The sequence below is a fragment of the Neisseria sp. HMSC70E02 genome (assembly GCF_001838645.1).
Taxonomy (GTDB): Bacteria; Pseudomonadota; Gammaproteobacteria; order Burkholderiales; family Neisseriaceae; genus Neisseria; species Neisseria macacae.
Map to the genome: position 1 here is coordinate 72819 of NZ_KV838080.1, position 16035 is coordinate 88853.

16 protein-coding genes and 1 tRNA gene are annotated in these 16035 nt (G+C 49.4%); 5 read left to right on the forward strand and 12 right to left on the reverse strand.

The features are described from left to right. Nucleotides 1-387: 387 nt before the first annotated feature. From HMPREF3277_RS04290 to HMPREF3277_RS04345, 12 genes are all read right to left on the reverse strand, one after another. On the reverse strand, nucleotides 388-702 hold the full coding sequence (locus HMPREF3277_RS04290; protein WP_003757803.1) for a hypothetical protein: 315 nt from the start codon (nucleotides 700-702) through the stop codon (nucleotides 388-390). Continuing rightward, complete coding sequence (locus HMPREF3277_RS04295; protein ID WP_003675494.1) at nucleotides 686-988, reverse strand: integration host factor subunit alpha; 303 nt, start codon at nucleotides 986-988, stop codon at nucleotides 686-688. Before HMPREF3277_RS04295 ends, HMPREF3277_RS04290 begins: the two co-directional genes overlap by 17 nt. A 73-nt stretch (nucleotides 989-1061) precedes the next feature. After that, a complete protein-coding gene (gene pheT, locus HMPREF3277_RS04300) occupies nucleotides 1062-3425 on the reverse strand; it encodes a phenylalanine--tRNA ligase subunit beta (RefSeq protein WP_070870131.1) in 2364 nt (787 codons plus the stop codon). A gap of 134 nt (nucleotides 3426-3559) precedes the next feature. After that, nucleotides 3560-3865, reverse strand: coding sequence for a hypothetical protein (locus HMPREF3277_RS04305; protein ID WP_070870132.1), 306 nt, complete (start codon nucleotides 3863-3865; stop codon nucleotides 3560-3562). A gap of 78 nt (nucleotides 3866-3943) precedes the next feature. Further along, the gene (locus HMPREF3277_RS04310; protein WP_019270262.1) at nucleotides 3944-4351 is read right to left on the reverse strand and encodes a VOC family protein; all 408 of its coding nucleotides are present in this window, start codon (nucleotides 4349-4351) and stop codon (nucleotides 3944-3946) included. An 84-nt stretch (nucleotides 4352-4435) separates the two neighbouring features. Further along, nucleotides 4436-5056: an FMN-dependent NADH-azoreductase gene (locus tag HMPREF3277_RS04315; protein WP_070870133.1), complete on the reverse strand. Its 621-nt coding sequence runs from the start codon at nucleotides 5054-5056 to the stop codon at nucleotides 4436-4438. 174 nt (nucleotides 5057-5230) lie between these two features. Continuing rightward, nucleotides 5231-6220 carry a phenylalanine--tRNA ligase subunit alpha gene (gene pheS / locus HMPREF3277_RS04320; protein ID WP_070870134.1) on the reverse strand — a complete coding sequence of 330 codons (990 nt, stop codon included), beginning with the start codon at nucleotides 6218-6220 and terminating at the stop codon, nucleotides 5231-5233. A gap of 245 nt (nucleotides 6221-6465) precedes the next feature. Further along, nucleotides 6466-6825 carry a 50S ribosomal protein L20 gene (rplT, locus tag HMPREF3277_RS04325; protein ID WP_002214103.1) on the reverse strand — a complete coding sequence of 120 codons (360 nt, stop codon included), beginning with the start codon at nucleotides 6823-6825 and terminating at the stop codon, nucleotides 6466-6468. A gap of 12 nt (nucleotides 6826-6837) precedes the next feature. Beyond that, nucleotides 6838-7035 (reverse strand): 50S ribosomal protein L35, encoded by a 198-nt coding sequence (gene rpmI, locus HMPREF3277_RS04330; RefSeq protein WP_002232040.1) that lies wholly within the window; start codon nucleotides 7033-7035, stop codon nucleotides 6838-6840. A 147-nt stretch (nucleotides 7036-7182) separates the two neighbouring features. After that, nucleotides 7183-7704: a translation initiation factor IF-3 gene (infC, locus tag HMPREF3277_RS04335; RefSeq protein ID WP_074895063.1), complete on the reverse strand. Its 522-nt coding sequence runs from the start codon at nucleotides 7702-7704 to the stop codon at nucleotides 7183-7185. 17 nt (nucleotides 7705-7721) lie between these two features. Further along, nucleotides 7722-9635, reverse strand: a complete 1914-nt coding sequence (gene thrS, locus HMPREF3277_RS04340) for a threonine--tRNA ligase (RefSeq protein ID WP_070870135.1) — start codon at nucleotides 9633-9635, stop codon at nucleotides 7722-7724. Nucleotides 9636-9689: 54 nt separating this feature from the next. Beyond that, nucleotides 9690-9766 (reverse strand) — tRNA-Val (locus tag HMPREF3277_RS04345). A 256-nt stretch (nucleotides 9767-10022) separates the two neighbouring features. On the opposite strand from HMPREF3277_RS04345, the gene tgt reads away from it, so the two are divergent. The 5 genes from tgt (at nucleotide 10023) to argS (ending at nucleotide 15986) form a co-directional block, all read left to right on the forward strand. Then, on the forward strand, nucleotides 10023-11138 hold the full coding sequence (tgt, locus tag HMPREF3277_RS04350; protein WP_070870136.1) for a tRNA guanosine(34) transglycosylase Tgt: 1116 nt from the start codon (nucleotides 10023-10025) through the stop codon (nucleotides 11136-11138). Nucleotides 11139-11253: 115 nt separating this feature from the next. Then, nucleotides 11254-12153, forward strand: coding sequence for a 50S ribosomal protein L3 N(5)-glutamine methyltransferase (gene prmB / locus HMPREF3277_RS04355; RefSeq protein ID WP_070870137.1), 900 nt, complete (start codon nucleotides 11254-11256; stop codon nucleotides 12151-12153). Nucleotides 12154-12503: 350 nt separating this feature from the next. Further along, nucleotides 12504-13241, forward strand: a complete 738-nt coding sequence (locus tag HMPREF3277_RS04360) for a toxin-antitoxin system YwqK family antitoxin (protein WP_003757777.1) — start codon at nucleotides 12504-12506, stop codon at nucleotides 13239-13241. Between the two features lie 204 nt (nucleotides 13242-13445). Further along, nucleotides 13446-14126 (forward strand): excalibur calcium-binding domain-containing protein, encoded by a 681-nt coding sequence (locus tag HMPREF3277_RS04365; RefSeq protein WP_003757775.1) that lies wholly within the window; start codon nucleotides 13446-13448, stop codon nucleotides 14124-14126. A gap of 141 nt (nucleotides 14127-14267) precedes the next feature. Continuing rightward, the gene (argS, locus tag HMPREF3277_RS04370) at nucleotides 14268-15986 is read left to right on the forward strand and encodes an arginine--tRNA ligase (RefSeq protein WP_070870138.1); all 1719 of its coding nucleotides are present in this window, start codon (nucleotides 14268-14270) and stop codon (nucleotides 15984-15986) included. Nucleotides 15987-16035: the final 49 nt, after the last annotated feature.

Here is a 16035-nt window from a genome sequence, read left to right on the forward strand (position 1 = left end):
TCTGAAGGTTTAGTTTAGATAGTTTTTCTTTAGGCAAAGATTGTTCATATTTCAAGAAAACACCATACCGCGTTATTTACATAGCAGGCGTAGGTTGAATTGGACACCTAACTTTCTCAAAGGTCGTCTGAAAGTTTTCAGACGACCTTTTTACTAATGGCAGTCGTCCTGTTAGATTGTTCATGCAACAAAAGAAACGGAAGATGATATATCGGATATAAACCCTGGAAAAACAATTTCCTGAAGCTGCGACCGGCTTTGTATCACTTGCGCCTTCTTCGGCTGACAAATTGGCATAAAAATGTATTGTTAATCTTTTCATCATCAATAAAAAACCGACCTCTCAAAGGTCGGTTTTTTATTTTTCGCAGAAATACGAAATGGCGATTATGAATGCGCTTCCAAATCTGCCAAAATTTGATTCAGGCTATCCCTAACCTCTTCTGCCTTTGCAGCAGGATGACCGTTTGCATCCAAAGAATCACGGCTGAAGCGGTCGACATAAGGCGCAAAGGTATCTTTCAGCTTCAGCAGTTTCACCACATCGGAACGGGTGTAACGATCGCCGCCGTAACCGACAACGATACCGTTCTCATGTTGCCACTGGGCAAATTGTGACGGGCTGATTTGCACCAATTCGCACATTTCGTCCAGCGAGAAATAACGTTTTGCAGGAATAACGGGATTAGCGTTGTTTGTCATAGTAATGCTCCACCATGCCTTTGAGTTTTTGGCTGGCATGGAAAGTGACTACGCGGCGGGCGGTAATCGGTACTTCTTCGCCAGTTTTCGGATTACGGCCGGGACGCTGCGGTTTGTCGCGCAACTGAAAATTACCGAAACCGGAAATTTTGATTTCTTCGCCGCGTGCCAAAGTGCTGCGGATTTCTTCAAAAAAGAGTTCGACGATTTCTTTGGCATCGTTTTTGGTTACATTGCTGACTTTATCTACCAAAATATCGGCCAATTCGGCTTTAGTTAATGTCATATTATTACCTTCTGTTGTAACAGGTGCAGATTATTACCAATTTCTATTTAAAATTCAAGCGAATATTTATTTTTTAGCTGCGAAGTTGCGCTCCCGCAGCAGTTGCCGCATCAATCAGTTTTCCGATAACCGGCTCGACTGTTTCATCCGTCAGCGTGTTTTCCATATCCTGCAAAATTACTTTGACCGCCATGCTCTTCATCCCTTCAGGCAGGCCCGTACCGCGATACACGTCAAATACGCTGATTTCCTGTACCAACTTGTTTGCTGCGCCGTTCAAGGCGGCCAACAAATCATCATGAGTCATGGTTTCAGGCATCACAAACGCCAAATCCCTGCGCACCGGCTGAAATTTCGATACTGCCTGATAACGCGTTTTTTCGCGTTCCAACACGGCGGCCATATCGATTTCAAATACCAGCGGTGCTTGCGGCAAGTCGTATTTTTGCAGCCATTTCGGATGCAATTCGCCGACAAAGCCGATGACTTGGCCGTCTGAAACAATATTGGCGGCGCGTCCTGGATGCAGGGCGGGATGTTCGGTTTTGACAAACTCAACTGCTTTGTTTTTCAACAGATTTTCCACATCGGCCTTGATGTCGTAAAAATCCGCGTTGCGCGTTTTCTCTCCCCATTGTTCGGGCATTGCCGCGCCGTACCACAGGCCGCCGATGCGTTCGTTTTGTACAAACCGGCCATCTGAACCTTTGCTGAACACGCGAGCGATTTCAAACACACGCACGCGGTTTTGCTTGCGGTTCAGATTGTTCTGCAAAATTTCCACCAAGCCGCCGATGAGCGTGGAACGCATCACGGCATACTGCGCCGCCAGCGGGTTTTGCAGGCGGATGGGATTGGCGTTGGCGGCAAAATCGAGTTCCCACTGCTCGTCAACGAAGGCGTAGCTGACCACTTCGCGGTAGCCGCGCGCCGCCATTTCGTTATAAACGTCAAAACGCGGACGGCGGGTTTCGGGCAACGCCAGCATTTTCAGACGGCCTGACGTGTAATCGTCGGGAATATTTTCATAGCCGTAAACGCGGCCGATTTCTTCAATCAAATCGGCTTCGATTTCGATGTCGAAACGGAAGCTCGGTGCGGTAACGCGGAAGCCTTCCACCGTTTTTTCAGGTTGCAGGCCCAAGTTCTGCAAAATGGTTTCCACCTGTTCGGCGGGAATGTCCACGCCCAACACGGTTTTCAGACGACCCAAACGCAATTCGACCTGTTTGTTCTCAGGTAACCTGCCCAACGCTTCCACCATTTCGCCCGCCGCACCGCCGCAGATTTGCAAAACCAATTCGGTAGCGCGTTCGATAGCATCAGCCTGCAAACGGTAATCCACGCCGCGCTCAAAGCGGAACGACGAATCCGAGCCAAAACCGTATTGGCGCGATTTTCCGGCGATGATTTCAGGCGCAAACCAAGCCGCTTCCAACACGATATTTTGCGTGTCGTCTGAAACCGCGCTCGCCGCGCCGCCCATCAGGCCTGCCAAGCTCAACGCGCCTTTTTCGTCGGCCACTACCAGCGTGTTTTCAGACAGAGAGATGGTTTTCTCGTTCAGGCATTCCAGCTTTTCACCTTCGCGCGCGCGGCGGATGTACAGGCTGCCTGAAAGTTTGTCGGCATCGAAAACATGCATCGGCTGACCGATTTCCAGCATCACATAATTGCCAATGTCCACCAGCGCGGAAATACTGCGGATACCGCTGCGATCCAAACGCTGCTTCATCCAATCCGGCGTAGCGGCGCGCGCGTTCACGTTTTCAATCACGCGGCTGATAAAGCGGCCGCAATCGGCAGGCGCATCAATCTGCACGGGCTGTTTGCGGCTGCCCGTGATTGGCGCAGCATGGATTGCAGGCTGCTTGAACGCGCAACCCGTCAATGCGGACACTTCGCGCGCGATGCCTTTGATGCTCAGGCAGTCGGCACGGTTCGGCGTGATTTTCAGCGTGAACACCGTATCGTCCAAATCCAGATATTCGCGGATGTTTGCACCGACGGGCGCGTCTTGCGGCAAAATGTGCAGGCCGTTCACGCCGTCGTCAGGCAGACCAAGTTCGTCGGTAGAACACAACATGCCGTTCGACACCACGCCGCGCATCTTGGTCGGCTTGATTTTGAAATTGCCCGGCAACACCGCACCCGGCAGCGAACATGGCACTTTGATGCCCGCTTTTACATTCGGCGCACCGCACACAATCTGCACCAATTCACCCGTACCCGCATCGACTTGGGTAACGTTCAAACGGTCGGCATCAGGATGTTTTTCAACAGATTTCACTTCGGCAATCACCACACCCGTAAACGCAGGCGCGGCAGTCTCGGCTTCTTCCACTTCCAAGCCGGACATGGTTAACAGATGTTCCAGCTTATCGGCGGAAAGTTCGGTATCGGCTTGGGTTTTCAGCCATGAGTAGGAGAATTGCATGTTATGTTCTCAATCAACTAATTAACTTTTTATCAGATTTTGTTTTCAGACGACCTGTTTGCTTGGGAGTGCAGGCTGCTTTTTAACTTTGTTAGGGCGGTTGCTTTCAGGTAGCCTTTTCAAACCTTAAGCAATCAAATCAATAAGATTGTTACGAACCACGCCAGCAAGGTATAGCCTAAGGTGACACTCACTGTAAACGCCACACGCTCCCAGCTTTTAAACCACGACATCAACCAACTACCGATCGCGGTGGTAAAACAGGATACGGTAAATGCGGTAAATCCGTAATTCGACCACCTTATTGCACCTTCCACATCGTCGCCGGTCAGGTTTTTCAAATCGGCCAACGACAAAGAGCGGTTTTCGCAATAGATGGACAGCAACCACAGCGCAACAGCAAGTGCATAGCAGGCGGATGGAGCGATATAGCGTTTCATGCCTCGGCTTTCGGGTAAGCAAATTTGATTTTTACTTCGCTGAAGCTGCCGTTTTCAAGTAACCTTTATCGTGCTATTTCAGCGTAATTTCTGCAAAAACGGATTAAAGGCAATTTCCCATAAAAAGCCATCGGGGTCGGCGATATAGCCGCTGTATCCGCCCCAAAATACTTTCTGCGGGGCTTTGACGATATTCACATTTTTTGAGGCGAGCTCAGAAAACAATGCATCCACTTCAGCTTCGCTGCCGACATTATGCGCCAACGTAAAACATGGAAAACCGCTACCTTGCACTAACACCTGCGCGTCTTGCGCTAAGGCTTCCTTACCAAACAGAGCAAACCGCAGCGCGCTTCCTGTTTCAAAAAACGCAATGTTTTCATTACTGTCCACCGTTTCCTGCCAACCGAATATGTCTTGGTAAAAACGGCGGGAAATAGCAAGGTCGCCTACGCCGAGCGTGATGTAGTTAATATGCTGTTCCATAACGTTTTTCTATATTGGTTTAGTAAGCCCAGTATTGCTAGGCTACTTGTAATCCGCGTGGATATAACTAACCAGTTTGAGCAACTAGGCCGTAAAACTACCGAATACAGCATCAATTTCTGCACAGGCGCGTTGAACCGCTACATCCCAGTTACCCGCCGTGCCTTCGGCATAGATAGTGTCCACTGAAGCAAAACCTAAAAAGCCGCCAAGCAGCGTTTTCAGATAGCTCGAGGCAAAATCCATTTGCGCCATCGGTCCATCAGTATAAACACTACCACTAGCCTGCAACAGTAGTACTTTGTGCGCACTCATCAGCCCTCGCGGTGTACCATCCGCTCCGTAGCGGAACGTTTCGCCAGGCACAACTAAATTATCTAACCAGTCTTTCAAACGGGCGGGAATGCCGAAGTTGTACATCGGATAGGCAATGACGAGTCGGCGGGCGGATTTGACTTGATTTACTACCGACATCAGTCGTGCCAGCAAAGCGGTCTGTTCCGCATTCGGCTGCTGCCCTTGGAACACAGTTGCGACAAACATTTCCAGAACCGCCTTGTCCAGCGGCTGTATGTCAGTCTCTGCCAAATTAACAGTTTGTGCACTACCTACGGGCAGTTTGGATAACAGGTGTGCAACCATGCGATTGGTGGCGGAAGCAGAGGAATACGGGTCAGGGTGTGCGTTGATAATCAGAGTATCCATAATTTCGGCATCCTTGTTTTTACAATAGGAAAATAAACAATTGCTGGAAAATCAGGTTTAGGCTTGTAGCCTAGATTAACAAATCCGACATTTTCAAGCTATTTGAAAGGCAAGTAAGGCTACTTTTTAGGTTCAAACCGCCTGAAATAGCAGATGCAATGAAGTTAAAATCGCTTAGCCAAACTGCTTCAAAAAGTTCAAATCGTTATCAAAAAACAGTCGCAAATCATTCACGTTGTAACGCAACATGGCGAAACGGTCGAGACCGATGCCGAAGGCGAAACCGGTGTATTTCTCGGGATCGATATTCACGTTTTTCAACACGTTGGGATGCACCATGCCGCAACCGCCGACTTCCAGCCATTTGCCGTTTTCGCCCATGATGTCGATTTCAGCGGACGGTTCGGTGAACGGGAAGAAAGACGGACGGAAACGTACCTGCAAATCATCGCGCTCGAAAAAGCGGCGGATAAAATCGGTGAACACGGCTTTCAAATCGGCGAAGGTTACGCCCTCTTCTACCCACAAACCTTCAGCTTGATGGAACATAGGCGAGTGCGTAGCATCGCTGTCCACGCGGTAAACGCGGCCGGGTGCGATAATGCGGATGGGTGGTTCTTTTTTGTCGAGCATGTAGCGGATTTGAATCGGGGAAGTGTGCGTGCGCAAAACATCGCCGTTTTCAACGTAGAACGTATCCTGCATGGCGCGCGCCGGGTGGTTTGCGGGGATGTTCAGGGCTTGGAAGTTGTGGAAATCATCTTCGATTTCCGGGCCGTCTGCCACTTCAAAGCCCATACCGTGAAAGAGTTCGACCACGCGCTGCAAAGTCAGGGTTACGGGATGCAGACCGCCATTTTCCTGCGCGCGTCCGGGCAGGGTAATATCGAGTGCTTCGGCGGCAAGCTGGGCTTGCAGTTTGGCTTCGTTGAGGGCATCACGTTTATTGTTAAAGGCCGTCTGAAACTGATTTTTGCATTCATTAATATGCGCACCTATGGTTTTGCGCTCTTCAGGCGACATTTGACCTAAGGTTTTCAGAAGTCCGGTCAACTCGCCGGTTTTACCAAGATAACGGGCTTTGATTTGTTCTAGAGCGTTGAAGTCTTGCGCGGCTTCTACTGCGGCAATACCTTCTGCAACGATACGGTTTACATTTTCCATAGTGGTTTATCGTCTGTCGGTTGATGATGGGCCGTCTGAAACAATGAGGCCGCCTGTATGGTTTGGTGTTGCCAAACTTTTCAGACGACCTTTTATCGTTTACGGCCAATCCGTTTGATAGAATCGGCGTATTTTAGCGCAAATCAATTCAAAAAAATAGACTTTAAAGAAAGAAAATCAATCACATAGACTTTCTTCAAACAAAGAAAAAAGGAAGCCGTAGCTTCCTTTTTAAATTTTTTGGATTAAGCAGCCAAAGCAGCTTTGGCTTTCTCAACCAATTGTGCAAAAGCGGCTTTATCGAATACAGCCAGATCAGCCAATACTTTGCGGTCGATTTCGATAGAGGCGCGTTTCAGACCGTTCATAAATTTGCTGTAAGACAGACCATTTTCACGGGCACCTGCATTGATACGGACAATCCACAATTGACGGAATTGGCGTTTGCGTTGACGACGGTCACGGTATGCGTATTGACCGGCTTTCATTACCGCTTGCTTGGCAACGCGGTATACGTTTTTACGACGACCGCGGTAACCTTTGGCTAACGCGAAGATTTTTTGGTGACGGGCACGAGCGGTTACACCGCGTTTTACGCGTGGCATATTCTAAACTCCTTAAGCGTAGGGTAACATTTTAGCAACAGAAGCCAAATCGCGATCGTTTACCATAGAGGTACCACGCAGTTGGCGTTTGTTTTTAGTGGTCTTTTTAGTCAAGATGTGGCGTTTGAACGCATGAGCGCGTTTTACACCGCCGTTACCCAGTACTTTGAAGCGTTTTTTCGCGCTAGACTTGGTTTTCATTTTAGGCATGGGAAAACTCCATTCGTTATTTAGATAAGGCATCAGGGGGTTTTAAAACATTGGTTTCAAACACTTGAGCCCAAAATGCCACGGTTTTTGCCGCCAATCAAAAGCTTACCCCGAAGCGGCAATCGGAGTAAGCTGAGAATTATAGCTTTATTTTTTCTTCGGTGCAATCATCATCACCATTTGACGGCCTTCCATTTTAGGGAAGGATTCGATTTGAGCTACTTCCGCCAAATCCTCTTTCACGCGCTCTAAAAGTTGCGCACCGAGTTGCTGGTGAGCCATTTCACGTCCGCGGAAACGAAGCGTTACTTTGACTTTATCGCCGTCAGCCAAGAAGCGGTTGATGTTGCGCATTTTGATTTGATAATCGCCTTCATCGGTACCCGGACGGAATTTGATTTCCTTAATTTGTACCTGCTTCTGGTTTTTCTTAGCTTCGTCGCGTTTCTTGGCTTGTTGGTATTTATATTTACCGTAATCCATCAGTTTGCATACGGGTGGTTTGGCAGTAGGGGAAATCTCTACCAAATCCACATCCTGCTCTTCGGCCATAGCCAAAGCTTCACGAACCGACACAACACCAAGCTGTTCGCCTGACTCACTGATTAAACGCACTTCTTTGGCGGTAATTTCGCCATTGATTCGTGCTTCGCGTTCTTGAGCGATGATGAATACTCCTATAAAAATTAATGGTTGACGAGGGCGTCCGCGATTTCTTGCTGCAGTTGTGCAATGAAATCATCCAAATCCAAAGAACCCAAGTCTTCTGCTTTGCGGCGCACGGCCACTTTGTTTTCTTGCTTCTCTTTATCGCCGACAACGATTTGATAAGGGAAGCGGTATTGGCTGTTATCACGGATTTTGTAACCGATTTTTTCGTTACGCAAATCCAGCTCTACACGGAAGCCAGCAGCCTGCAATTTGGCAGCCACTTCACGGCAGTAATCTGCTTGATTTTCGGTGATATTCATAATCACCATTTGAATCGGCGCCAACCATAGCGGGAAAGAACCTGCATGGTTTTCAATCAAAATACCGATAAATCGTTCCAAAGAACCCAAAATGGCGCGATGCAACATTACCGGACGGGCGCGATCATTGTTTTCGGTTACATATTCTGCATCTAAGCGTTCCGGCAATACAAAGTCCAGTTGCAGCGTACCACACTGCCAAGAACGTCCCAATGCATCTTTGACATGATATTCGATTTTAGGTCCGTAGAACGCACCTTCACCCGGCAACTCATCCCATTCCACACCGCAAGCAGTCAATGCTTCGCGCAGACCTTGTTCTGCCTTATCCCAGACGTCGTCTGAACCGGCACGCTTCTCAGGACGCAGTGAAAGTTTGACGGACACATCATGGAAACCGAATTGCTTGTAAATACGAACCAGCAATTCATTGAATGCCCGCGCTTCGCTGACGATTTGATCTTCGGTACAGAAAATATGCGCATCGTCTTGTACAAAACCGCGGACACGCATCAGTCCATGTAATGCACCGCTCGGCTCGTTGCGATGGCAAGAACCAAATTCTGCTAAACGCATTGGCAAATCGCGGTACGAGCGCAGACCGTTATTGAAAATCTGAACATGTCCCGGGCAGTTCATCGGTTTAACCGCGTATTCGCGCTTTTCCGAACTGGTTACGAACATATTGTCTTTGTAGTTATCCCAGTGACCGGATTTTTCCCAAAAGGTTTTATCCATGATTTGGGGGGTTTTGACTTCCTTGTAACCGGCGGCATTCAGCTCTTTACGCATATGCTGCTCGATGGTCTGCCACAAAGCCCAACCTTTGGGATGCCAAAACACCATACCCGGCGCTTCGTCTTGCAGATGGAACAAATCCAGTTGTTTGCCCAATTTGCGGTGGTCGCGTTTTTCTGCTTCTTCGATGCGTTGAATATAGGCTTTTAATTCGTCTTTTGTCGCCCAAGCGGTGCCATAAATACGTTGCAGCATTTCATTATTGCTGTCGCCACGCCAGTATGCACCTGCCAGCTTGGTCAGCTTGAAGTTTTTCAAGAAGCGGGTGTTCGGAACGTGCGGACCACGACACATATCGACATATTCCTGATGATGATACATACCCATTGCTTCAACTTCGGGCATATCTTCAATCAGGCGCAGCTTGTATTCTTCGCCGCGATTTTGGAAAATTTTGATGGTTTCGGCGCGCGGAGTCATGATTTTGATTACATCATAATCTTGTGCAATCAATTCTTTCATACGCGCTTCGATAGCAGCAACATCTTCAGGCGTAAACGGTTTTTCCGTAGCAATATCGTAATAAAAGCCCTCTTCAATGACGGGGCCGATAACCATTTTTGCATTAGGATAGAGCTGCTTGACTGCGTGACCGACAAGGTGGGCGCAAGAGTGGCGGATGATTTCAACGCCTTCTTGGTCTTTCGGGGTAATAATTTGGACAGTTGAATCTTCGGTAATCGGATCGCACGCATCGACCAATTTGCCGTTTACCTTACCCGCCACCGTCGCCTTCGCCAAACCTGCTCCGATAGACGCGGCAATCTGTGCCACGGTAACGGGCGATTCGTATTGGCGGACTGAGCCGTCCGGCAAGGTAATGTTCAACATCAAAAAAGCTCCAAAACATTAAAAAATAACGGCATAAATGCCGTTTGGGAAATTTGGTAGGCACGATTGGATTCGAACCAACGACCCCCACCATGTCAAGGTGGTGCTCTAACCAACTGAGCTACGTGCCTGTTTAACAGGGTTCGGATTATAGACGATACTTTGACGCAATGGCAAGCATGAAAACAAGGTTTCAGACGACATTGTCGGAACATTGTGATTTTTTTGAAACATTTTCAACAGTGAACATCTCGATACGAATAAGGTCGTCTGAAATATTCAAACACCGCTATTGCGATGAAAATCCTTTATAATCGCGTTTTTACCTCAATCGTTTGACTGCACGGCGGCTTCGCACGCCGTTTTCTACATTTATAGATACAACCTATGCTCAAATTTACCTTACATAAAAAAGACGGTCATGCCCGACGCGGCATGCTGGAACTGAACCACGGCAAAATCGAAACGCCCGTATTTATGCCGGTTGGCACTTACGGCTCGGTTAAGGCAATGAATCCACAAAACCTGCACGACATCAAGGCACAAATTATTTTGGGCAACACTTACCATTTATGGCTGCGTCCCGGTTTGGAAGTCATCGAACAATTCGGCGGCCTGCACGACTTTATCGGCTGGGACAAACCCATTTTGACCGACTCGGGCGGTTTTCAGGTTTTCTCACTCTCCGATATGCGCAAACTCACTGAAGAAGGCTGCACCTTCCAAAGCCCGATCAACGGCGACAGACTCTTCCTCTCGCCCGAAATCTCCATGAAAATCCAAACCGTGCTCAATTCCGACATCGTGATGCAATTGGACGAATGCACACCGGGCGAAGCAACGCACGAACAGGCGCAAAAATCCCTGCAAATGAGCCTGCGTTGGGCAGAACGCAGCAAAAAAGCCTTTGAAGATTTGAAGAACCCGAATGCCCTGTTCGGCATCGTGCAAGGCGCGATGTATGAAGATTTGCGCGAAGAATCGCTGCGCGGCTTGGAACAATTCGACTTTCCCGGCCTTGCCATCGGCGGACTGTCCGTCGGCGAACCCAAGCCCGAAATGTACCGCATGCTGCGCGCCGTCGGACCGATGCTGCCCGAACACAAACCGCATTACCTGATGGGCGTCGGCACACCCGAAGACCTCGTTTACGGCGTGGCGCACGGCGTGGACATGTTCGACTGCGTCATGCCCACCCGCAATGCGCGCAACGGCTGGCTGTTCACCCGTTTCGGAGATTTGAAAATCAAAAACGCCAAACACAAGCTCGACAAACGCCCGATAGACGAAAGCTGCACCTGCTACACCTGCCAAAACTTCAGCCGCGCCTACCTGCACCATCTGCACCGCGTCGGCGAAATCTTGGGTGCGCAGTTGAACACCATCCACAACCTGCATTTCTACCAAGTCATCATGGCAGAAATGCGCGAAGCCATCGAGCAAGGAAAATTTGCCGATTGGCAGGCGCAATTCCATGAAAACCGCGCCTGCGGTGTAGATTGAGATTGAACCATGCTTATCGAGGTCGTCTGAAAACGTTATATTCAAGTAAACACCGTTTTCAGACGACCTTGCTGTTATAATGCAAACATTAATTTACATTATTTGAGAGTGCGATATGTTTACCCAAGCAGCCCAAGAATTGACCACCGTCCGCGACATCCTGCGTTTCGCCGTCAGCCGTTTCAACGATGCCGGTTTGTTTTTCGGGCATGGCTCGGACAACGCGCACGACGAAGCCGCCTACCTCATCTTGCACACCCTCAACCTACCGCTGGACACGTTGGAGCCTTATCTTGACGCCAAGCTGCTGCAAAGCGAGAAAGAAGAAGTATTGGCAGTGCTGGAACGCCGCGCAGTCGAACACATCCCCGCTGCCTACCTCACCCATCAGGCATGGCAAGGCGATTTCGATTTTTATGTTGACGAACGCGTTATCGTACCGCGCTCGTTTATTTACGAACTGCTCGGTGACAGCCTTACCCCATGGATAGAACACCCCGAATTGGTTCACCGCGCACTGGACTTGTGTACCGGCAGCGGCTGCCTCGCCATCCAAATGGCACACCACTACCCCGCCGCTGAAATTGACGCCGTCGATTTGAGTTTGGATGCGCTGGAAGTAGCCGCCATCAATGTTGAAGATTATGGTTTGGAAGAGCGTATCAACCTGATTCACACCGATTTGTTCGAAGGATTGGAAGGCACATACGACCTGATTGTTTCCAACCCACCTTATGTCGATGCCGAATCGGTCGATATGCTGCCCGACGAATACCTGCACGAACCCGAACTCGCCTTGGGCAGCGGCGAAGACGGTTTGGACGCCACCCGCCAAATCCTGCTGCACGCAGCCAAATACCTCAATCCCAAAGGCGTATTGCTGGTCGAAATCGGACACAACCGCGACGTATTGGAAGCCGCCTATCCCGAACTGCCGTTCACTTGGCTGGAAACCAGCGGCGGCGACGGATTCGTATTCTTGCTGACCCGCGAGCAATTGTTGGGATTGGAATAATCCCTTGCTGATTTTGATACGGCCGAAAATCTTCTGCATATAGGTTTTCGGCCGTATTTTCATGATTGCACTCGCCCCAAACCATTATTATTAACGTTGAACATATCCATTTAATCTGTTTTCAGACGACCTCCCTACACACAAAATCAATATTCCAATCGGAACCATTTCTTATATTTATTGTCTGTATTTAAATAAGCATTCATAAAAATATTATATTTAACCTGCATGACCTGATGGATTATAATGACGAATAACAGCCGGAATATGCTTTATTCAAATATAATCGACTTGACGACTCAACTAAATACCTATTATTTACATCTCCGCCACATCGGAACAATCAGACAATGAACCACTTTTGGACAAACAGCCTGACCGCCTGCATCCTGCTTGGCGCGTCGCTTCAAGCTTCGGCACAAACCCACTCCGTTTATTTCAATCAAAACGGTAAAATTACCGCCACAATGTCATCGGTAGCTTACGTCCGCCAATACACCGTCGAATCCGGCGTAGCGCAAGTGCAGGACTTTTACTATCCGTCCATGAAAAAATATTCCGACCCGTATGAAATACCGGCGGCGCAGATCAAAACCTTCGTTCCCGTCCTCAACAACGGCACTTTGACACTCTGGCATTTCAACGGGCAAAAGAAAATGATCGGCAGCTACCGCAACGGCAAGCCGAACGGCGAATGGACCAACTGGTATCCCAACGGTAAAAAATCGGCGGTCATGCCCTATCTGAACGGCTTGAGCGAAGGCGTCGGCTCACGCTATTACCGCAACGGCACGAAAGAAAGCGAAATCCAGTTCAAACACGACAAGGCAAACGGCTACTGGAAGCAATGGTATCCCAACGGCAGCCCGAAAACCGAAATGACCATGGTCAACGACAAACCGACCGAAATCATGAGTTGGGACGAAAACGGCCGCGCCCTTTCTGAAATTACCATTACCAACGGCAAACGTAACGGCGTTGTCTTGGAATGGTATGACGACGGAGCCAAAAAGTCCGAAACGGTTTACGCCAACGACCAAATAGTGAAAAAGACAAATTGGGACAAAGAAGGTTACGTTATTGAATAACAGAAAAGGGAAACGATATGTTTCCTTTTTTGTTTAAAACATCACTCTCCCTATCGAATCATGCCGGCCTGACAGGGGTCGTCTGAAACCTACCATTCCCGATGTCATAGAATTTACATTTAAATATCAACCGCTCCCCTTGTTCCTTTACAGATTTCGTTTAAAATACAACCCAAACAACAACTATTCAAATTACATAAAACTATGCGCTATTACGGTACGATTACACGCTGGAATGACAACCGCCAATTTGGAGCCATCCGCGAAGAAAGCATGGGTACAGAAGTATTCGCCCCGCTTTCCGCCTTTACCACACTGACACGTCCGCCTGCCGAAGGCCAACGCGTCTCATTCGACATCGTCAAAGGCAGACGCGGACGCGACGAAGCCGAAAATATCTGCTTCTCCCTTGACTGTGTCGATGAATTCGACTTTTTCGACACCGAACCCGAACCGTATAAAAAAACCTTTTCCAAACTCTTGCTGATTATCCCCATCATCGCCCTACTTGCCGCCGGCGGATGGTTCGGCTGGGATTACTGGCAGAAATACCAGCAACAGGCACAAGCGGCAGCGGCCGCACCGCCGAAGACGATGGTGGAAGAAGTTGCAGCCAAAATAAAAGCCGAACGCGAAGAGTGGTTGGATGCGGTCAACAGCCGTGGTCGTACAAATGCTAAACATAAATCTACGGACACCCAAAAATCTGATCACTCCTCTGTCTCTTCAACATCAAAAAACGAATTCAAATGCGATGGTCGTCAATATTGTTCCCAAATGACTTCCTTAAGTGAGGCAGAATTCTTCGTTAAATTTTGTCCGAATACCAAAATGGACGGCGATCATGACGGTATTCCATGTGAAAACGACAGCCGTTGGCATTAACCTATCTATTTTCTGCGCAAAAGGTCGTCTGAAAACCCAAATCCAAGGTTTTCAGACGACCTTTCATCTTAGCCCTGTTTCAACACCCCAAATTCTTTTAAAATACCGCCTGATTTGAATTTAACCGAGAGACCGAACTTCATGAACCTACATCAAACCGTCGAACGCGAAGCCGCTGCTGCCTTTGCCGCCGCAGGCATCGCCGACAGCCCCGTTGTTTTGCAGCCGACCAAAAACGCCGAACACGGCGATTTCCAAATCAACGGCGTGATGGGCGCGGCGAAAAAAGCCAAACAAAATCCGCGCGAATTGGCGCAAAAGGTGGCCGAAGCATTGGTGGGCAACGCCGTGATTGAAAGCGCGGAAGTGGCCGGCCCCGGCTTTATCAACCTGCGCCTGCGCCCCGAATTTCTCGCCCAAAATATTCAGACGGCCTTGAACGACGCGCGTTTCGGCGTAGCGAAAACCGACAAACCGCAAACCGTCGTCATCGACTACTCTTCGCCCAATCTTGCGAAGGAAATGCACGTCGGTCATCTGCGTTCCAGCATCATCGGCGACAGCATTTCGCGCGTATTGGAATTTATGGGCAACACCGTCATCCGCCAAAACCACGTCGGCGACTGGGGTACGCAATTCGGCATGTTGGTTGCTTATTTGGTTGAGCAGCAAAAAGATAATGCCGCGTTTGAGTTGGCGGATTTGGAGCAGTTTTACCGCGCCGCCAAAGTACGCTTTGACGAAGATGCCGCATTTGCTGACACCGCGCGCGAATACGTTGTGAAGCTGCAAGGCGGCGATGAAACCGTGTTGGCGTTGTGGAAACAGTTTGTCGATATTTCGCTCTCGCACGCCCAAGCCGTTTACGACACGTTGGGCTTGAAGCTGCGCCCTGAAGACGTGGCGGGCGAATCCAAATACAACGACGATTTGCAGCCCGTGGTCGATGATTTGGTTCAAAAAGGTCTGGCGGTCGAAGACGACGGCGCGAAAGTCGTGTTCTTGGATGAGTTTAAAAACAAAGAAGGCGAACCTGCCGCATTTATCGTGCAAAAACAAGGCGGCGGCTTTCTCTACGCCTCCACCGATTTGGCGTGCCTGCGCTACCGCATAGGTCGTCTGAAAGCCGACCGCCTGCTGTACGTCGTTGACCACCGCCAAGCCCTGCACTTCGAACAACTTTTCACCACTTCCCGCAAAGCAGGCTATCTGCCGGAAGATGCAAAAGCCGAGTTTATCGGCTTCGGCACCATGATGGGCAAAGACGGCAAACCGTTCAAAACGCGCAGCGGCGACACCGTAAAATTGGTTGACCTGCTGACCGAAGCCGTCGAACGCGCCACTGCTTTGGTGAAAGAAAAAAATCCCGAATTGGGCGCGGACGAAGCCGCTAAAATCGGCAAAACCGTCGGCATCGGCGCGGTTAAATACGCCGATTTGAGCAAAAACCGCACCAGCGATTATGTGTTCGACTGGGACGCCATGCTCTCGTTTGAAGGCAACACCGCCCCCTACCTGCAATACGCCTACACCCGCGTGCAAAGCGTGTTCCGCAAAGCCGGCGAATGGGACGCAACTGCGCCCACCGTTTTGACCGAACCGCTGGAAAAACAGCTTGCCGCCGAGCTTCTGAAATTCGAAGACGTGCTGCAAAGCGTGGCGGACACGGCGTATCCGCACTACCTCGCCGCCTACCTCTACCAAACCGCCACCCTGTTCAGCCGCTTCTACGAAGCCTGCCCGATACTCAAAGCCGAAGGCGTAACCCGCAACAGCCGCCTGCAACTGGCGAAACTCACCGGCGACACGCTGAAACAAGGCTTGGATTTGCTGGGCATTGATGTGTTGGATGTGATGTAAGACATTCCCATAAGCAAAGGTCGTCTGAAAACGGATTTTCAGACGACCT